General features: G+C 71.7%; 14 protein-coding genes and 1 pseudogene. All 15 read left to right on the top strand.

Features of this window, described 5'->3' with window-relative positions:
* Nucleotides 1-345: 345 nt before the first annotated feature.
* The 15 genes and pseudogenes from Q1A09_RS05515 (at nt 346) to nuoN (ending at nt 18,706) form a co-directional block, all read left to right on the top strand.
* The gene (locus Q1A09_RS05515; RefSeq protein ID WP_299952456.1) at nt 346-1,665 is read left to right on the top strand and encodes an AAA family ATPase; all 1,320 of its coding nucleotides are present in this window, start codon (nt 346-348) and stop codon (nt 1,663-1,665) included.
* Nucleotides 1,666-2,176: 511 nt separating this feature from the next.
* The gene (locus Q1A09_RS05510; RefSeq protein ID WP_299952604.1) at nt 2,177-2,536 is read left to right on the top strand and encodes an NADH-quinone oxidoreductase subunit A; all 360 of its coding nucleotides are present in this window, start codon (nt 2,177-2,179) and stop codon (nt 2,534-2,536) included.
* Nucleotides 2,537-2,572: 36 nt separating this feature from the next.
* Nucleotides 2,573-3,025, top strand: a pseudogene (locus Q1A09_RS05505) (NADH-quinone oxidoreductase subunit B family protein); the annotation flags it as partial.
* 212 nt (nt 3,026-3,237) lie between these two features.
* Nucleotides 3,238-3,957, top strand: coding sequence for an NADH-quinone oxidoreductase subunit C (locus Q1A09_RS05500; protein ID WP_299952455.1), 720 nt, complete (start codon nt 3,238-3,240; stop codon nt 3,955-3,957).
* Between the two features lie 76 nt (nt 3,958-4,033).
* Nucleotides 4,034-5,356, top strand: a complete 1,323-nt coding sequence (locus Q1A09_RS05495; protein ID WP_299952454.1) for an NADH-quinone oxidoreductase subunit D — start codon at nt 4,034-4,036, stop codon at nt 5,354-5,356.
* Nucleotides 5,353-6,357 carry an NADH-quinone oxidoreductase subunit NuoE gene (gene nuoE / locus Q1A09_RS05490; protein WP_299952453.1) on the top strand — a complete coding sequence of 335 codons (1,005 nt, stop codon included), beginning with the start codon at nt 5,353-5,355 and terminating at the stop codon, nt 6,355-6,357. Before Q1A09_RS05495 ends, nuoE begins: the two co-directional genes overlap by 4 nt.
* Nucleotide 6,358: 1 nt before the next feature.
* The gene (gene nuoF / locus Q1A09_RS05485) at nt 6,359-7,687 is read left to right on the top strand and encodes an NADH-quinone oxidoreductase subunit NuoF (protein ID WP_299952452.1); all 1,329 of its coding nucleotides are present in this window, start codon (nt 6,359-6,361) and stop codon (nt 7,685-7,687) included.
* Nucleotides 7,684-10,224, top strand: coding sequence for an NADH-quinone oxidoreductase subunit G (locus tag Q1A09_RS05480; RefSeq protein WP_299952451.1), 2,541 nt, complete (start codon nt 7,684-7,686; stop codon nt 10,222-10,224). The genes nuoF and Q1A09_RS05480 overlap by 4 nt, the downstream gene beginning before the upstream one ends.
* The gene (gene nuoH, locus Q1A09_RS05475) at nt 10,221-11,660 is read left to right on the top strand and encodes an NADH-quinone oxidoreductase subunit NuoH (RefSeq protein WP_299952450.1); all 1,440 of its coding nucleotides are present in this window, start codon (nt 10,221-10,223) and stop codon (nt 11,658-11,660) included. The genes Q1A09_RS05480 and nuoH overlap by 4 nt, the downstream gene beginning before the upstream one ends.
* Nucleotides 11,653-12,318 (top strand): NADH-quinone oxidoreductase subunit NuoI, encoded by a 666-nt coding sequence (nuoI, locus tag Q1A09_RS05470; protein ID WP_299952449.1) that lies wholly within the window; start codon nt 11,653-11,655, stop codon nt 12,316-12,318. Before nuoH ends, nuoI begins: the two co-directional genes overlap by 8 nt.
* Nucleotides 12,315-13,208, top strand: coding sequence for an NADH-quinone oxidoreductase subunit J (locus Q1A09_RS05465; RefSeq protein WP_299952448.1), 894 nt, complete (start codon nt 12,315-12,317; stop codon nt 13,206-13,208). Before nuoI ends, Q1A09_RS05465 begins: the two co-directional genes overlap by 4 nt.
* On the top strand, nt 13,205-13,504 hold the full coding sequence (gene nuoK / locus Q1A09_RS05460; protein ID WP_299952447.1) for an NADH-quinone oxidoreductase subunit NuoK: 300 nt from the start codon (nt 13,205-13,207) through the stop codon (nt 13,502-13,504). The genes Q1A09_RS05465 and nuoK overlap by 4 nt, the downstream gene beginning before the upstream one ends.
* Nucleotides 13,505-13,535: 31 nt before the next feature.
* Complete coding sequence (nuoL, locus tag Q1A09_RS05455; protein ID WP_299952446.1) at nt 13,536-15,443, top strand: NADH-quinone oxidoreductase subunit L; 1,908 nt, start codon at nt 13,536-13,538, stop codon at nt 15,441-15,443.
* 60 nt (nt 15,444-15,503) lie between these two features.
* Nucleotides 15,504-17,162, top strand: a complete 1,659-nt coding sequence (locus Q1A09_RS05450; protein ID WP_299952445.1) for an NADH-quinone oxidoreductase subunit M — start codon at nt 15,504-15,506, stop codon at nt 17,160-17,162.
* Entirely contained in the window at nt 17,162-18,706 is a 1,545-nt protein-coding gene (gene nuoN / locus Q1A09_RS05445) for an NADH-quinone oxidoreductase subunit NuoN (RefSeq protein ID WP_299952444.1), read from the top strand. Before Q1A09_RS05450 ends, nuoN begins: the two co-directional genes overlap by 1 nt.
* Nucleotides 18,707-18,714: the final 8 nt, after the last annotated feature.

Raw genomic sequence — 18,714 nt, 5'->3', positions numbered from 1 at the left:
CTGAGCCCCTTGGTCCGCTGCGTCGTCTGCCAAGCAACGCGCCAGGTGCGTTACAGGCGGGTGTGCCCACCAGGCGGGCGGTGGGGCGGACGGGTGCGGTAAGCCGGGACCAGTCGGCATCCCGGCTGCCGCGGACCTGCCGCTCGTGCCGCGACCTACACGACGTCTGCGCCTACCAGGACGGCGGCGCCCCGAACTGCACCAGTCTCGTCAATAGCCAGGGACTCCTCTCGGCGTGGCGTGACGCGGACTGGCATCCCGGACCGCAGAGTCAGTCATGGCCCGCCGCGTGGCGCAGCTGAGGTTTCCAGTGCTCCCCGTAGAGGGGAAGCCAAGAGGGGTGTCGTGACAAGCAACAGAGCTGCCCTAAAGAATGCGTTTCGGCCGGCCGCGGAGCTCGACGACCCGGAGCGTTTCGCGGGCCGCAGCAAGCAAGTGCGTGAGTTGGCGGACTCTCTCCATGCCATCGGATCGACGCCACTGATTTATGGCGACCGAGGTTTAGGGAAGTCCAGTCTCGCCCTGCAACTGAGGCTCATCGCTATGGGCAACCTAGAGCTACTTGCGCACCTCAAGGCTGAACGATTGGCCTTGTCTGCCGACGACTTCTACCTGGTGTTCTATGTGACCTGCACCGACGCTACCAAGACTTTCAGTGACCTTCTTCAGGCGCTCGTCAATTCTGCTGAGAGTGTCGACAACATTGCATCCACATCAGGCGACGCTGCCACCCAGCTAATCGACCGTACGACACGCAAGAAGCTCACTCTGAAAATGGTGGAGCTGGAGAGTACAAGAAAGTATCAAACTGAATCTCAGCGTTTATCTTATCAAGACCTGAACCTTGAAGAGAAGCTGCTTCAGCTGTGTGAGTTGCTAACGAACGCCACTGGACAGCGAGTGCTTTTCATTATAGATGAGCTAGACCGCATGGAGAATACTGCTGGCCTGGCCAGCTTTCTCAAGGCTGCATCCAGCGAAGATTTGAAGTTCGTACTGGTGGGGATTGCGGACCATGTGACGGATCTCCTGGCGGACCACCAGTCGCTCGAACGCCGCCTTATGCCGGTGAAGGTCCCACTGATGGAGGAGGCGGAGCTTGGTCAGATCGTACTGAAGGCGCAGCAGTTCCTGCAGGAGAACGGTATAGATATGGCGTTCTCGCAAGAGGCCATCCTTCACTTGGCTAAGATGGCCGCTGGTTTTCCCTGGTTTACGCACGTTATCGGACAGCAGGCTGTGGTCGATGCAGATGAACGCAATATCAAGCTCGTTTCAGCCCTGGATGTGCGGCGCGCCGTCTCCGGAATAGTGGAGAACAGGTTCGCGCAGCAGTTTGCTGACACCTACCAAATGGCAGTAAGAGACTCTGTTAATAGAGAAAAGACGCTAAGGGCTTTCGCCAACTGGCGCGAGGTGGATATCCCGACCGGTGAGGTCTATAAAATTCTCAATCGACTAAAGGTGAATGGCGGATCAACATACCGGGCACACTTGTGTACGCTCGACTATGGTTCCATTCTCTTTGTCCCCTCGTTCCAAAAGCGCGGACTCGTAAGGTTCAGGAACGAGATGTTCAAGACCTATGTGCGGCTGCGTCCGTCCATCTACGATGGGATTGACGACGAGGTTCGCGACGCCTGGGCTGCGCACTATAGGGAGTGACAGTCCGCGTGGCGGGCCGCGTCTCCAGGTGGCCTTGCCGGCGCTCGGGCGGTTCGCCGTGGGCGGAGGGTGCGCCGGTTTCCGCGGTGTGGCACCGGGCACGAGGGTCGGCATGACCACTCCCGCGCCCCAGCCGCCCTCGCCGTCCCCGTCGCCGACCGACCCGGTGTCCCCGCCGTCCCCGGCGCCGGTCCCGACCCCTGGCCCCACCGACCCGACCGCCCCGCCGCCGGCCCCCGGCCCCGGCCCGCTGTGACCTGACGTCCCAGCTCAGCACGGCATCAGGACCCCCGGTGTGAACTCGGTCACCGGGGGTCCTGGCGTTCCGGTGCGTTGCATGGATAGGCTTCGACCGCTCGACTTTGTGAAGTAGTTCACAAGCGCCGCCCCGGGTGTCCCGGGGCCGAGTGGAGGTCGTCTCCGTGGTCTGCACGACGAGGTGCACACCCGACGCGGGTGCCGCAGCGATCGCCGCTGCGCCCACCGCCGAGGGGGTGAGCCACCGCTGATGCTGTCGAACTACGTGCCGCTCGTCGGCCTCTTCGTGCTCGCCGCGGGCTTCGCGCTCTTCTCGGTGACCGCCGCGCCCTTCATCGGCCCGCGCCGCTACAACCGCGCGAAGGTGCAGGCCTACGAGTGCGGCATCGAGCCGGTCGACCAGCCGCTCACCGGCGGCCGGATCCCGATCAAGTACTTCCTGACCGCGATGTTGTTCATCGTCTTCGACATCGAGATCGTCTTCCTCTACCCGTGGGCGGTCGCCAACGACGCGCTGGGCCTGTGGGGTCTCGGCGCGATGGCCGTCTTCATCGGCACGGTCTTCATCGCCTTCGCCTACGAGTGGCGCCGCGGGGGGCTGGAGTGGGACTGACTCACACCACACCGACCACGGAGAGGGGGCGCTGACATGGGGCTGGAGGAGAAGCTGCCCAGCGGCGTCCTGCTGACCAGCGTGGAGAAGCTGGTCAACTGGACCCGCAAGTCCTCGCTGTGGCCGGCCACGTTCGGCCTGGCCTGCTGCGCGATCGAGATGATGGCCTCGGGTGCGGGCCGCTACGACCTGGCCCGCTTCGGCATGGAGGTCTTCCGCGCCTCCCCGCGCCAGGCCGACCTGATGATCGTGGCGGGGCGGGTCAGCCAGAAGATGGCGCCGGTCCTGCGGCAGATCTACGACCAGATGCCCGAGCCGCGCTACGTGCTCGCCATGGGCGTCTGCGCCAGCTCCGGCGGCATGTTCAACAACTACGCGATCGTGCAGGGCGTCGACCACATCGTCCCGGTGGACATGTACCTGCCCGGCTGCCCGCCGCGGCCGGAGATGCTCACCGACGCGATCCTCAAGCTGCACCACAAGATCCAGCACCAGCCGCTGGGCGCCAAGCGCGCCCGCGAGCAGGCCGCCGCCCGCGCGAACGGCACGGCGCCGGAGCTGCACCTCGCGATGCCCTCCAGCGTCCGGGCCGACCCGGCTGCGCGCCGGGCCTACGAGCAGGCCGCTGCCGACGGTCGCACCGGTCAGTTCGCGATCGAGCAGCGCGGAGGCAACGCCGTCGCCTTGCCCGGAGCCGACCGGTGAGCGACGAGGCCGGTTTCGGCGCCGCGACCGCCCCCGGCGGGGGCTTCCGCAAGGGCGCCTTCGGGGTCACCGGCAGCGGCGACACCTCCGGGTTCGGCGGTCTCGTCCGGGTCGAGCCCGGTGGCGCCGTCGCGCTGCACTCCACCGAGCGGCCCTACGGCGGCTGGTTCGACGAGGTCACCGACGCGCTGACCGACGCGGTCGGCGAGGCTACGTACACCGCTGCCGTGCACCGGGTCCTGGTCGACCGGGGCGAGATCACGTACTTCCTCGCCCGCGAGCACCTGCTCACCCTGGTCCAGGCACTGCGGGACGACGAGGCGCTCCGCTTCGAGCTGTGCAGCAGCGTCTCCGGCGTCGACTACGCCGACAGCGGTGGCCCGGCCGCGGGGCCCGGCCGGCCCCGGCTGCACGTCGCCTACCACCTGACCTCGATGACCTACCGCCGCCGGATCCGGCTGGAGGTGGCCGTGACGGCCGAGGACCCGCACGTCCCCTCGGTCACCTCCGTCTACCCGACGGCGGACTGGCACGAGCGGGAGGCCTGGGACATGTTCGGCGTCGTCTTCGACGGCCACCCGGCGCTGACCCGGATCCTCATGCCCGACGACTGGGAAGGCCACCCCCAGCGCAAGGACTACCCGCTCGGCGGCGTCCCGGTCGAGTACAAGGGCGCCCAGATCCCCCCGCCCGACGAGCGCCGGAGCTACCGATGACGACGGCCGAGCGAGCATCGCAGGGAGCGCCAGCGACCGAGGAGCGGAACGAGACCAGAGTCGAGGCGAAGACACAGTGACGACCACCCAGGACCCGTACGCAGGTTCACGGGCGACGACCGAGGGCCGGGTCTACACGGTCACCGGCGGCGACTGGGACCAGACCTTCGGCGCCGACACCCACGACGACGAACGGCTCGTCGTCAACATGGGCCCGCAGCACCCCTCGACCCACGGGGTGCTCCGGCTGGTGCTCGACCTCGAGGGCGAGACGGTCACCCAGGCCCGCGTCGTCATCGGCTACCTGCACACCGGCATCGAGAAGACCACCGAGTACCGCACCTGGACCCAGGGCACGACCCTGGTCACGCGGATGGACTACCTGGCCCCGCTGTTCAACGAGACCGCCTACTGCCTGGCCGTGGAGAAGCTGCTGGGCATCGAGGTGCCGCAGCGCGCGCAGACCATCCGGGTGCTGGTGATGGAGCTCAACCGGATCGCCTCGCACCTGGTCGCGCTGGCCACCTTCGGCATGGAGATGGGCGCGCTCACCGGCATGACCAACGGCTTCCGGGAGCGGGAGCTGGTCCTCGACGTGCTCGAGGAGATCACCGGGCTGCGGATGAACCACGCCTACGTCCGCCCCGGCGGCCTGGCGCAGGACCTCCCCGAGGGCGCCGTCGAGTCCGTGCGGGAGCTGCTCGCCGTCCTGCCCGAGCGGGTCGCGGGCACCCACCGGCTGCTCACCGGCCAGCCGATCTGGCAGCGCCGGCTCAAGGACGTCGGCTACCTCGACCTCACCGGTTGCGTGGCCCTCGGCGTCACCGGCCCGGTGCTCCGTGCGGCCGGGCTGCCCTGGGACATGCGCAAGGTCGAGCCCTACCTGGGCTACGAGACCTACGACTTCGAGGTGCCGACGGCCGACACCTGCGACGCGTGGGGCCGCTACCTGGTGCGGATGGGCGAGATCACCGAGTCCATCAAGATCATCGGTCAGGCGCTGGACCGGCTGGAGCCCGGCCCGGTGATGGTCGAGGACAAGAAGATCGCCTGGCCCGCCCAGCTGTCCCTCGGCGCCGACGGCATGGGCAACTCCCTGGACCACGTCCGGCACATCATGGGCCAGTCGATGGAGGCCCTGATCCACCACTTCAAGCTGGTCACCGAGGGCTTCCGGGTGCCGGCCGGCCAGGTCTACACGGCGATCGAGTCCCCCCGCGGGGAGCTCGGCTACCACGTGGTCAGCGACGGCGGGACCCGCCCGTTCCGGGTGCACGTCCGCGACCCCAGCTTCGTGAACCTGCAGGCCACTGCGGCGATGAGCGAGGGCGGCATGATCGCCGACGTCATCGCCGCGATCGCCTCGATCGACCCCGTGATGGGGGGAGTCGACCGATGAGTGCCCTTCCCGGCTCCGCCGAGGGGACGGCGGTCACCGGGCTGGACTCCAGCCCGGTCGAGCCCGCCGCCCCGGACCTGCCGCCGCTGACCGCGCAGACCGAGGCAGAAGCGCGCGAGGTCATGGCCCGCTACCCGCAACCGCGCTCCGCCCTGCTGCCGATGCTGCACCTGGTCCAGTCGGTACAGGGCTACGTCTCCCCGGAGGGCGTCGGCTTCTGCGCCCGGCTGCTCGGGCTGACCAAGGCCGAGGTCGGCGCGGTCGCGACCTTCTACACGATGTACAAGCGGCACCCCACCGGCCGGCACCTGGTCAGCGTCTGCACCAACACGCTGTGCGCCGTCCTCGGAGGGCAGCGGATCTACGACGCCGTCTCCGCCGACCTCGGCGTGGGCCACGACCAGACCACGGCCGACGGCGCGGTCACCCTGGAGCACGCCGAGTGCCTGGCCGCCTGCGACTACGCCCCCGTGGTCACCGTCGACTACGAGTTCTACGACCAGCAGGACGTCGACTCGGCCCGGGAGCTGGTCGCCGCGCTGCGCCGCGGGGAGAAGCCACCGCCCACCCGGGGCGCGCCGCTCACCGACTTCCGCGGCATCTCCCGCCAGCTCGCCGGCTTCTCCCAGCGCGCCGACCTCGCTGCCGAGCGGGCCGCCATCGACGCGCCGTCGGCAGGTGAGCCGACGCTGGTCGGGGTGCGGCTGGCCGCCGAGCGCGGCGAGGTGGCCCCGCCGATGCGGCACCCCGAGCCGGAGGTCGCCCCCGAGCCGGACGTCGAGCCGGCCGGTGGCCGCGGGGAGACCGACTCCGAGCAGGCCGCGGACACCGCCGTTGCCTCCGCCGACACCCCGGCCGAGCGGGCCGGCGCCGCCCAGCACCACCCCGACGCCCCCGAGCCCGCCGGCCGGCAGCCGGCCGAGCGCGGCGGCGAGGGCACCGACACCCCGGCCGGCCACTCCCAGGCCGTGGCCGGCGACGCGAGAGAGCGGGACGCCTGAGATGCCGCTGACCCCTGTGCTCACCGCGCGGTTCGCCGAACCCCGGTCGTGGACGCTGGACACCTACGAGCGCACCGACGGCTACCGGGCGCTCCGGTCGGCGCTGGGGATGGCGCCGGACGACGTCGTCGCGCTGGTCAAGGACTCCGGCCTGCGCGGCCGCGGCGGCGCCGGGTTCCCGACCGGCATGAAGTGGAGCTTCATCCCGCAGCCCAAGCCGGGGGAGACCCCGACCGGCCCGGCCGCGGCGCCGAAGTACCTGGTGGTCAACGCCGACGAGGGCGAGCCGGGCACCTGCAAGGACGTGCCGCTGATGATGGCCGACCCGCACTCCCTGGTGGAGGGGGTGATCATCACCGCCTACGCGATCCGGTCGCAGTTCGCCGTCATCTACGTCCGCGGCGAGGCGGTGCACGCCCACCGCCGGCTGATGGCCGCCGTCCAGGAGGCCTACGCGGCGGGTTACCTCGGCAGCGACGTGCTCGGCTCGGGCTACGACCTGGAGCTGGTCGTGCACGCCGGCGCCGGTGCCTACATCTGCGGTGAGGAGACGGCGCTGCTGGACTCGCTGGAGGGCTACCGCGGCCAGCCCCGGCTCAAGCCGCCGTTCCCCGCCGTCGCCGGGCTGTACGGCTCCCCGACGGTGATCAACAACGTGGAGACGCTGGCCAGCGTGCCGTACGTCGTGCGCGGCGGCGCCGAGTGGTTCACGACGATGGGCCCGGAGAAGTCGCCCGGCCCGAAGATCTACTCCCTCTCCGGCCGGGTGGTGCGCCCCGGCCAGTACGAGGCCCCGATGGGGACGACGATGCGCGAGCTGCTGGAGATGGCCGGCGGCGTGCGCCCCGGGCACGAGCTCAAGTTCTGGACGCCGGGCGGCAGCTCCACGCCGTACTTCACCCCCGAGCACCTCGACGTCCCGCTGGACTTCGACTCGGTGGCGAAGGCCGGCTCGATGCTCGGCACCACCGCGCTGATGGTCTTCGACGAGACCGACTCGATCGTCGAGGCCACCCTGCGGTTCACCGAGTTCTACGCGCACGAGAGCTGCGGCAAGTGCACCCCGTGCCGGGAGGGCACCTACTGGCTGGTCCAGATCCTGGAGCGACTGGTGCACGGGCAGGGCCGGGCCGCCGACCTGGACCTGCTCACCGACACCTGCGACAACATCCTGGGCCGGTCGTTCTGCGCCCTCGGTGACGGCGCCACCAGCTGCATCGCCAGCTCGCTGAAGTACTTCAAGGACGACTACGTCGCGCTGCTGCCGGCCGACGAGCAGGCCCGCCTGGGCCGGTCGCTGCGGCTCGAGCCGGTTGGAGCAGGCCGATGACCACCACCCCCGCCGTCCCCGAGCCCGCCCCAGCGCTGCCGCCGGGCATGCCCGGCCCGCACACCCCACCGGACGCCGTGCACTGCACCATCGACGGCTTCCCGGTCGCGGTGCCCAAGGGCACGCTGATCATCCGGGCCGCCGAGCAGATCGGCGTGCAGATCCCGCGGTTCTGCGACCACCCGCTGCTCGACCCGATCGGCGCCTGCCGGCAGTGCCTGGTGGAGGTGGAGGGCCAGCGCAAGCCGGTCGCCTCCTGCACCACGCCGGTCGCCCCGGACATGGTGGTGCAGACCCAGCTGAGCAGCCCGGTCGCGGACAAGGCCCAGCAGGGCACGATGGAGCTGCTGCTGGTCAACCACCCGCTGGACTGCCCGGTCTGCGACAAGGGCGGGGAGTGCCCGCTGCAGAACCAGGCGATGAGCAACGGTCGCGCCGAGAGCCGGTTCACCGACACCAAGCGCACCTACCCCAAGCCGCTGCCGATCAGCTCCCAGGTGCTGCTGGACCGCGAGCGCTGCGTGCTGTGCGCCCGGTGCACCCGGTTCAGCCAGCAGGTGGCCGGCGACCCGTTCATCGAGCTGTTCGAGCGCGGCGCGCTGGAGCAGGTGGCGATCTACGAGGACGAGCCGTTCGAGTCCTACTTCTCCGGCAACACCACCCAGATCTGCCCGGTCGGCGCGCTCACCAGCGCCACCTACCGGTTCCGCGCCCGCCCGTTCGACCTGCGCAGCGAGCCCAGCGTCTGCGAGCACTGCGCCAGCGGCTGCGCCCAGCGCACCGATTACCGGTGCGGCACGGTGACCCGTCGGCTGGCCGGCGAGGACCCGGCGGTCAACCAGGAGTGGAACTGCGACAAGGGCCGCTACGCCTTCCGGTACGCCAGCAGCAACGAGCGGCTGATGACGCCGCTGGTCCGCCGGGACGGCGAGCTGCAGCCGGCCTCCTGGCCGGAGGCGTGGGCCGCTGCGGCCGAGGGGCTCCGGCGGGCGCGTCAGGCCGGCGGGGTCGGCGTCCTGCCGGGCGGCCGGCTCACCGTCGAGGACGCCTACGCCTACGCCACCTTCGCCCGGGTCGCGCTGGGCACCAACGACGTCGACGCCCGGGCCCGCGCGCACTCCGCCGAGGAGCTGGCCTTCCTGACCACCCACGTGGCCGGCACCGCCCCCGGCGCCGGCGCGGTCACCTACGACGACCTGTCGGCGGCACCCGCGGTGCTGCTGGTCGGCTTCGAGCCGGAGGAGGAGTCGCCGATCGTCTTCCTGCGGCTGCGCCGGGCGACCCGCACCGCCGGCCTGCAGGTGTTCGACGTCGCCCCGTTCGCCACCCGGGCAGCGGAGAAGCTGCAGGCCACCGTGCTGCCGACGGTCCCCGGCCAGGAGACCCGGCTGCTGCAGCAGCTCGCGGCCAACCCGGTGGACGGCGTCCTGGCCGAGGTGGCCACCGCGCTGTTCCGGCCCGGCGCGGTCGTGCTGGCCGGCGAGCGGCTGGCCGAGGTGCCCGGCGCCCTCACCGCGCTGGCCGCGCTCGCCGCCGAGACCGGCGCCCGGATCGGCTGGGTGCCCCGCCGGGCGGGGGAGCGGGGCGCGGTCGAGGTCGGTGCACTGCCGACGCTGCTGCCCGGCGGCCGCACCGTGGCCAGCGCCGCCGACCGCGCCGCGGTGGCCCAGCGCTGGGGAGCCGACGTCCCGGCCACCCCCGGGCGTGACCTCACCGGCATCCTCACCGCCGTCCGGGACGGCGCACTGGGCGGCCTGCTCGTCGGCGGCGTCGACCCCGCCGACCTGCCCGACCCGCTGCTGGCCGAGCAGGCGCTGGCCGCGGCCGGGTTCGTGGTCAGCCTGGAGCTGTTCCCCTCCGCGGTCACCGCGCACGCCGACGTCGTCCTGCCGGTCGCCGCCGCGCCGGAGAAGGCCGGCGCCTACCTGGACTGGGAGGGTCGGGTGCGCCCGTTCGACGCGACGCTGCACGGCACCGGCCAGCTCAGCGACGGCCGGGTGCTGCAGGGCATCGCCGAGCACCTGGACCTGGACCTGCGGCTGGGGTCGATCAGCGAGGTCCGGGCCGAGCTGGTGGCCCTCGGCGGCGCGGCCTCCGCCCCAGAGGTGCCCGCGGTCGACGTCGAGCCGGCGCCGCTGCCGCAGCTCGCCGAGGACGAGGCGGTGCTCGCCTCCTGGCGGCAGCTGGTCGACGTCGGCACGCTGCAGCGCGACGAGCCCGGACTGGCCGGCACCGCCCGCCCGCCGGCCGCCCGGCTGGGCAAGGACACCGCCCGCCGGCTGGGCGTCGCCGACGGCGACCCGCTCACCGTCACCGGCCCGGCCGGGGCGATCACCCTGCCGGTGCGGCTGGTCGACATGCCCGACGGCGTCGTCTGGCTGCCGATGCGCTCCCCGGGCAGCGAGGTGCGCAGCCAGCTCGGTGCCGGTCCGGGGTCCGTCGTCCGGCTGGCCGGCCCGCCGCCGGTGCCGGCAGGGGCTCTGCCCACCCCTGCGGGAGCGACGTCGGTCTCCAGCCTGCGGGGGGAGGGGTCATGAGCGTGCTCGCCGCCGCCGACCAGCCGACGCTGGAGGACTTCGGCACCGACGTCTGGTGGATCGTGCTCATCAAGATCGTCGGCATCTTCGGGGTGCTGGTGCTGATGACGCTGTTCGCCATCGTCTTCGAGCGCAAGGTCGTCGCCCGGATGCAGCAGCGGATCGGCCCCAACCGGGTCGGGCCGCGCGGTTACCTGCAGAGCCTCGCCGACGGCCTGAAGCTGGCGTTCAAGGAGGACATCATGCCGGCGCTGGCCGACAAGCCGGTGTACTTCCTGGCGCCGGTCATCGCCACCATCCCGGCGTTCCTGGCCTTCTCGGTCATCCCGCTGGGCCCGACGGTCAGCATCTTCGGCGAGCGCACGCCGCTGCAGCTCATCGACTCCCCGATCGGGGTGCTCATCGTGCTGGCCTGCTCGGCGATGGGCGTCTACGGCATCGTGCTCGGCGGCTGGGCGTCCGGGTCGACCTACCCGCTGCTCGGCTCGCTGCGCAGCGCCGCACAGATGATCAGCTACGAGATCGCGATGGGCCTGTCGATCGTCGCGGTGTTCCTCTACGCCGGCTCGATGTCGACCTCGGAGATCGTGGCCGCGCAGGCCGACGGCACCCAGCTGTCCTTCTTCGGCCTCGAGTTCACCGGCCCCAGCTGGTTCGCCGTGCTGCTGCCGGTCTCCTTCGTCATCTACGTCATCGCCGTGGTGGGCGAGACCAACCGGGCGCCCTTCGACCTCCCGGAGGCGGAGAGCGAGCTGGTCGGCGGCTTCCACACCGAGTACTCGTCGCTGAAGTTCGCGCTGTTCTTCCTGGCCGAGTACATCAACATCGTCACCGTCTCGGCGCTGGCCGCCACGCTGTTCCTCGGCGGCTGGCGCGCACCGTGGCCGATCTCGATCTGGGACGGCGCCAACACCGGCTGGTGGCCGCTGCTGTGGTTCTTCGCCAAGGTCGTCGTCGCGCTGTTCGTCTTCGTCTGGCTGCGCGGCACGCTGCCCCGGCTCCGCTACGACCAGTTCATGCGCTTCGGCTGGAAGGTGCTGGTCCCGGTCGGGCTGGTCTGGATCCTCGTCGTGGCGACGCTGCGCGCCGTCGCCCGCGAGACCGACCTGGACGCCGGCCAGGTCGCCGTCTTCGTCGGGGTGCCGATCGCGCTGGTGCTGCTGGGTGGCCTGCTGCTGGCCTCCCGGATGCGCAACCGGGACACCCGGGTCGCCGCCCGCGAGGCCGCCGCCGGTGGACCGGCGCCGGCCGGACCGCAGGTGCTGGACCCCCGGGGCCGGGACCGGGCGCCCGGCGGGTACCCGGTGCCCCCGATGGACCTGGTGGTGCCGCCGTCACCGCGGCTGCGCAGCCGCGAGTCCGTCGGGGCCGGGACCGTGGTCGGCACCGGCCGGCGCAGCAGCTCGACCACGCCTGAGGAGACCGACGATGTCTGAGCCCACCCCGCCGGCCACAGGGACGACGTCGGGCGCCGAGCCGGCCCGGCGGGAGGGCACGGCCATCGCCCGGCAGTCCTCCGCTGCGCCGGCCACCACCGCCCCCGGCAAGCGGTCCAGCTGGCTGCCCGGGCCGGCCCAGGGCTTCGGCGTCACCTTCGCCACGATGTTCAAGAAGGTGACCACCGAGTCCTATCCCGAGGTCCCGAAGCAGACCAAGCCGCGCTACCACGGCCGGCACGTGCTCAACCGGCACCCCGACGGCCTGGAGAAGTGCGTGGGCTGCGAGCTGTGCGCCTGGGCCTGCCCGGCCGACGCCATCTACGTCGAGGGCGGGGACAACACCGAGGACGCCCGGTTCTCCCCCGGTGAGCGGTACGGCGCGGTCTACCAGATCAACTACCTGCGCTGCATCTTCTGCGGGCTGTGCATCGAGGCCTGCCCGACCCGGTCGCTGACGATGAGCAACGACTTCGAGCTCGCCGACGACGACCGCCAGGCGCTGATCTACACCAAGGAGCAGCTGATGGCCCCGCTGCTGCCCGGGATGGAACAGCCGCCGCACCCGATGCGGCTGGGCGAGGACGAGCAGGACTACTACGTGCGGGCGCCGCAGCCCGGGTCGGGCGCCGAGCCGGTGATCGGGGAGCGGGCGTGAACGTCCTGATGGCCGCGGCTGCGGACACCGAGGTGGTCATCGGCACCGGGGAGACGATCGTCTTCTGGGTGCTCGGCCCGGTCGCCCTGGCCGGTGCGCTCGGGATGGTGCTGTCCCGCAACGCCGTCCACTCGGCGCTGTGGCTGGTGCTCACCATGCTCAGCCTGGGGGTCTTCTACGTCGTCCAGGAGGCGCCGTTCCTCGGCGCGGCGCAGATCATCGTCTACACCGGCGCGATCATGATCCTCTTCCTGTTCGTGCTCATGCTGGTCGGCCGGGAGAGCTCGGACTCGGTGGTCGAGACGCTGCGCGGGCAGCGGGTGGCGGCGCTGGTCCTGGGCATCGGCTTCGCCGGCCTGGTCGGGGCCGGCATCGCCCGGGCCACCGAGGACCTGCCGGTGGCCGGGCTCGCGGCGGTGCAGGGCACCGAGGGCGGGGCGGCCGCCGGCAACGTCGAGGCGATCGCCGGCGTGCTCTACGGCCGCTTCGTGCTGGCCTTCGAGGTCACCGGCGCGCTGCTCATCGTGGCCGCTGTGGGAGCGCTGCTGCTCACCCACACCGAGCGGGAGCCCGGCGCCGGGCGCAGCCAGAAGGAGCGTTCCCGCGCCCGGTTCCTCACCGACCGGCCGCAGACGCTGCCCGGGCCCGGCGTCTACGCGCGGGCCAACTCCGTCGCGGCGCCCGGCCGGCTGCCCGACGGCGGCCTGGCGCCGAGCAGCTTCGCCACCGGGATCGAGCCCCAGCGGGTCGACGAGCTGCCGCGCACCGGCAGCACCGGCGCCGAGCGGGAGGGGCTGCCGCACGCCGGGGGCACCGACGCGGCGCTCGGCACGATCGGCGGCGACTCCACCGGCCCGGTCCCCGGCAGCGGAGAGGGCGCGCCCCGATGACCATCACGAACTACCTGGTGCTGGCCGCGATCCTGTTCACCATCGGTGCCGTCGGCGTCCTGGTGCGGCGCAACGCCATCGTCGTGTTCATGTGCATCGAGCTGATGCTCAACTCGGTGAACCTGACCCTGATCACCTTCGCCCGGGCCAGCGGGACCGTCGACGGCCAGGTCATCGCACTGTTCGTGATGGTCGTCGCCGCCGCCGAGGTGGTCGTCGGCCTCGCCATCATCATGTCGATCTACCGCACCCGCCGCTCGGCCTCGGTCGACGACGTCAACCTGCTGAAGTACTGAGCGGATCGGGGACCCAGGAGTGAACGAGGTCGTGCCTGCGTCGCTGCCGGTCGACGGGCTGCTGTCGGTCGCCTGGCTGGTGATCGTGCTGCCGCTGGCCGGCGCCGCGGTGCTGCTGCTCGGTGGCCGGCGCACCGACCGCTGGGGGCACCTGCTCGCCACCGGAACCGTGGTCGCCGCGTTCGTGCTGGCCGTGGCGTGCACCCTGCAGCTGAGCGACCGCCCCGGGCACGCCGCGAGCGTCGACCTGTTCACCTTCATCCGCACCGGCGGGCTGGACGTGTCCGCCGGGCTGCTGATCGATCCGCTGTCGGCGGTCTTCATGCTGCTGATCACCGGCGTCGGCGCGCTGATCCACGTCTACTCGATCGGCTACATGGCGCACGACCCCGGCCGCCGCCGGTTCTTCGCCTACCTGAACCTCTTCGTCGCCGCGATGCTGCTGCTGGTCCTGGGCAACAGCTACGTGGCGCTCTACGTCGGCTGGGAGGGCGTCGGGCTGGCCTCCTACCTGCTCATCGCCTTCTGGTACACCCGCCCGGCCGCCGCCACGGCGGCCAAGAAGGCCTTCCTGATGAACCGGGTCGGGGACGTCGGCCTGGCCCTGGCGATCTTCCTGATGTTCGCCCAGCTCGGCACGACGTCCTACGCCGGCGTCTTCGGCGAGGTCGGCCTGCTCGCCGGCGGCACCGTCACCGCGATCGGCCTGCTCCTGCTGCTCGGCGCCTGCGGCAAGTCCGGCCAGTTCCCGCTGCAGGCCTGGCTGCCCGACGCCATGGAGGGCCCGACCCCGGTGTCGGCGCTGATCCACGCCGCGACCATGGTCACCGCCGGGGTCTACCTGATCGCCCGCAGCGCCCCGGTCTACGACGAGACGCCGACCGCCCGCACCGTCGTCCTGGCCGTAGGCGCGGTCACCCTGCTGATCGGGGCTGTCGTCGGCTGCGCGTACGACGACATCAAGAAGGTGCTGGCCTACTCCACGGTCAGCCAGATCGGCTACATGTTCCTGGCCGTGGGCCTGGGCCCGGTCGGCTACGCCGCGGGCATCGCGCACCTGCTCACCCACGGCTTCTTCAAGGCCGGGCTCTTCCTCGGGGCCGGCTCGGTGATGCACGCGATGGACGACCAGGTCGACATGCGCCGGTTCGGCGGACTGGCCAAACGGCTGCCGGTCACCTTCGTCACCTTCGGGCTGGGCTACCTGGCGCTGATCGGCTTCCCGTTCCTGTCCGGCTACTGGACCAAGGACGCGATCATCGAGGCGGCGCTGGACCGCGGCGGCTGGTCGGGCTGGGTGCTCGGCGGGGTCGCCGTCCTGGGCGCGGGGCTCACCGCCTTCTACATGACCCGGCTGATGCTGATGACCTTCTTCGGCAAGGCCCGCTGGACGCCGGGCGTCTCCCCGCACGAGTCGCCGCCCACGATGACCGCACCGATGGTGGTGCTGGCCGTCGGGTCGGTGGCCGCCGGGTTCCTGCTGGTGCAGGTCTTCCCGCTGGCCGAGTGGCTGGAGCCGGTGTTCGGCGAGCCGGCCGAGGCCGCGCACGTGGTCGCCCCCGCCGTCGTCGGCGTGGTGGTCACCGCGGTGATGGCGGTCGGCGTGCTGGCCGCCTGGCTGTTCGTCGGCCGGCGGGAGGTGCCCACCACGGCGCCGGCCCGGGTCTCGCCGGTGGTCACCGCCGCCCGCCGGGCGCTCTACGCCGACACGGTCAACGAGGCCCTGGTCATGCGGCCGGGCATCTGGCTGACCCGGGCGCTGGTCTGGCTGGACAACCGCGGGGTGGACGGCGTGGTCAACGGCGCCGCAGCGGCCCTGGGTGGCTCGTCGTCCCGGTTGGGCCGTGCGCAGACCGGGTTCGTGCGCAGCTACGCCCTGGGGATGCTCGGCGGCGCGGTGCTGGTCGCCGGAGCACTGGTCGCGGTGACGACCGCATGACCGGCGAGGGCACGACCGGTGAGGGCATGACCACCCACCTGAGCAGTGAGGACCGGCACCGTGGCTGACTTCCCGTTCCTGCTCGCGATGATCGTCGTGCCGGCGCTCGGCGCGGCAGTCGTCGCCGCGCTGCCGACCGCCCGCGCGGCGTTGGCCCGGCCGCTGGCCCTGGCGGTCAGCCTGCTGGTGCTGCTGCTGGCCGTGCTGGCCACGGTCGCCTTCGACACCGGCGGCGACCGGTTCCAGCTGACCACCTCGGTGGCCTGGATCCCCGACTTCGGCGTCGACTTCGCCCTCGGCGTGGACGGCATCGCGCTGAGCATGCTGCTGCTCATCGGGGTGCTCGTCCCGGTCGTCGTCGGTGCCTCCTGGCACGAGACGCCGCCTCCCCGCCCGGGCCGCGGGCCGCGCTCGATGACCGCCTTCTGGGCGTGGCTGCTGCTGCTGGAGTCGCTGATGGTCGGCGTCTTCGCCGCCACCGACGTCTTCCTGTTCTACGTCTTCTTCGAGGCGATGCTCGTCCCGATGTACTTCCTGATCGGCAGCTTCGGCGGTCCGAACCGGCAGTACGCGGCGGTGAAGTTCTTCCTCTACAGCCTGCTCGGCGGGCTGGTGATGCTCGCCTCGGTCATCGGCCTCTACGTGGTCAGCAACTCCTCCCTCGGCGAGGGCACCTTCGCCTTCGACGCGCTGCGGCAGCTGGAGATCGACCCGAACGTGCAGAAGCTGCTCTTCCTCGGCTTCTTCGTGGCCTTCGCGATCAAGGCACCGCTGGTCCCCTTCCACACCTGGCTGCCCGACTCCGGCGCCGAGGCCCCGATCGGTGCCTCCGTGCTGCTGGTCGGCGTGCTGGACAAGGTGGGCACGTTCGGCTTCCTGCGCTACTGCCTGCCGCTGTTCCCCGACGCCTCCCGCGACCTGGCGCCCTGGGTCCTCGCGCTGGCCGTGGTCGGGGTGCTCTACGCCGCCCTGGTCGCCGTCGGGCAGGACGACATGAAGCGGCTGGTCTCCTACACCTCGGTCGCGCACTTCGGCTTCATCGCGCTGGGCATCTTCGCCTTCACCACCGAGGCGGCCACCGGCGCGGTGCTCTACATGGTCAACCACGGCATCGCCACCGGCCTGCTCTTCGTGGTGGTCGGCATGGTCATCGCCCGCAGCGGCTCCCGCCGGATCAGCGACCACGGCGGGCTGGCCACCCGGGTGCCGCTGCTGGCCGGGGTGTTCCTGCTGGCCGGGCTGGCGTCGCTCGCCCTGCCGGGCACCAACAGCTTCGTCAGCGAGTTCCTGGTGCTCATCGGGTCGTTCCCGGAGCGGCCCGTGCACACCGTCCTGGCCACGGTCGGCATCGTGCTGGCCGCCCTCTACGTGCTCCTGATGTACCAGCGGGTCATGCACGGGCCGGCCCGCGGCGTCCTCGCCGAGCCCGAGCCCGAGCCCGACCCCGTGCCCGACCACGCCGGACCACCGGACGGCGGTGGGGCGACCGCGGTGCTGACCGCGCCGACACCCCCGCGCACCCGGGCGGTGCCCGACCTGTCGCGGCGGGAGATCGCCGTGGTCAGCCCGCTCGTCGCCCTCGTCCTGCTGCTGGGCGTCTACCCGCAGCCGCTGATCGACCTGGTCACCCCGGCCGTCGAGGCCACCATCAGCGATGTCGGCGCCGACCCCGGTGGCAACACCCCGCAGGTCGGCGGCACCGAGGGAGGAACCGACTGATGGACGGCGTCTCGGCCCCGGACCTGTCGTTCGCAGCGCTCGCCCCGCTGCTGTTCGTCTTCGGCGCGGCCGCCGTCGGCGTGCTGGTGGAGGCGTTCGCACCGCGCGCCGTCCGGCACCCCGTGCAGGTGGCGATCGCGCTGACCGGCGCGGTCGGGGCGTTCGTGTCCACCCTGCTGCTCGCCGGCACCCGCGAGGTCACCGCGGCCGGGGCGCTCGCCGTCGACGGGGTGGCCCTCTTCCTGCAGGGCACCATCGCCGTCCTGGGCGCGCTCTCGGTGCTGCTGTTCAGCGAGCGCGCGCTCGACCCGGCCCGCTCGGCGTTCGTCGCGGTCGCTTCGGTGCCGGCCGGCAGCGTCCGGGACCGCGAGCTGGCCACCGACGAGCGGGTGCAGACCGAGGTCTACCCGCTGGCCTCCTTCGCCCTCGGCGGCATGATGCTGTTCACCGCCGCCAACGACCTGCTGGTCATGTTCGTGGCGCTGGAGGTGCTCAGCCTGCCGCTGTACCTGATGTCCGGCCTGGCCCGCCGCCGGCGGCTGCTGTCCCAGGAGGCAGCGGTCAAGTACTTCCTGCTGGGCGCCTTCGCCTCCGCCTTCTTCCTCTACGGCCTGGCGCTGGTCTACGGGGCCACCGGCAGCGTCCGGCTGTCGGCGATCCGGGAGGCCGCCGTCGTCGACGGCGGGGACACCCTGCTCGTCCTGGGCCTCGGCCTGCTGGTCGTCGGGCTGATGTTCAAGGCCAGCGTCGCGCCCTTCCACACCTGGACGCCGGACGTCTACCAGGGCGCCCCCACCGCCGTGACCGCCTTCATGGCCGCCGCCACCAAGGTCGCCGCGTTCGGGGCCGTGCTGCGGCTGCTCTACGTCGCGTTCGGCACCGCCGAGTGGACCTGGCGGCCGCTGGTCTACGCCCTGGCGATCACCTCGATGGTGGTCGGCGCGGTGCTCGGGCTCACCCAGACCGACGTCAAGCGGATGCTCGCCTACTCCTCGATCGCGCACGCCGGCTTCCTGCTCACCGGCGTGATCGGCCTCGGCGCCGACGGCAGCGGCCCGGGGCTGGCGGCCACGATGTTCTACCTGCTGGCCTACGGCCTGACCACGCTCGGCGCCTTCGGCCTGGTCACGCTGGTGCGCTCAGGGGAGGGGGAGGCGACCCACCTGTCGCAATGGGCCGGGCTGGCGCAGCGCTCACCGGTCGTCGCCGCGCTGATGGCCCTGTTCCTGTTCGCGCTCGCCGGCATCCCGCTGACCAGTGGGTTCACCGGCAAGTTCGCCGTCTTCCGGGCCGCCATCGAGACCGGAGCCTGGCCGCTGGCGGTGGTCGCCCTGGTCACGAGTGCCATCGCCGCCTTCTTCTACCTGCGGATCATCGTGCTCATGTACTTCTCCGAGCCCGTCCCGGACGGGCCCACCGTCGGCGTGCCCGGTCTGCCGACGACGATCGTGCTGGCGGTCACCGCGGCGGCGACGCTGGTGCTCGGCGTGCTCCCCGGTTCGGTGCTGGACCTCGCCGACTCCGCGGCGGTGCTGGTCGGCTGAGCCGACGG

The sequence above is a fragment of the uncultured Modestobacter sp. genome (genome assembly GCF_947486615.1).
Lineage (GTDB): Bacteria > Actinomycetota > Actinomycetes > Mycobacteriales > Geodermatophilaceae > Modestobacter.
The sequence above is the reverse complement of the archived record's forward strand: the minus strand, read 5'-3'. Positions and strand labels throughout refer to the sequence as shown.

What these genes read in the sequence shown, in the direction of transcription:
- nuoH (WP_299952450.1), top strand. Translation starts at nt 10,221, where the DNA reads ATGAGCGTGCTCGCCGCCGCCGACCAGCCGACGCTGGAGGACTTCGGC.
- Q1A09_RS05480 (WP_299952451.1), top strand. Translation starts at nt 7,684, where the DNA reads ATGACCACCACCCCCGCCGTCCCCGAGCCCGCCCCAGCGCTGCCGCCG.
- nuoN (WP_299952444.1), top strand. Translation starts at nt 17,162, where the DNA reads ATGGACGGCGTCTCGGCCCCGGACCTGTCGTTCGCAGCGCTCGCCCCG.
- nuoI (WP_299952449.1), top strand. Translation starts at nt 11,653, where the DNA reads ATGTCTGAGCCCACCCCGCCGGCCACAGGGACGACGTCGGGCGCCGAG.
- nuoE (WP_299952453.1), top strand. Translation starts at nt 5,353, where the DNA reads ATGAGTGCCCTTCCCGGCTCCGCCGAGGGGACGGCGGTCACCGGGCTG.
- nuoF (WP_299952452.1), top strand. Translation starts at nt 6,359, where the DNA reads ATGCCGCTGACCCCTGTGCTCACCGCGCGGTTCGCCGAACCCCGGTCG.
- nuoK (WP_299952447.1), top strand. Translation starts at nt 13,205, where the DNA reads ATGACCATCACGAACTACCTGGTGCTGGCCGCGATCCTGTTCACCATC.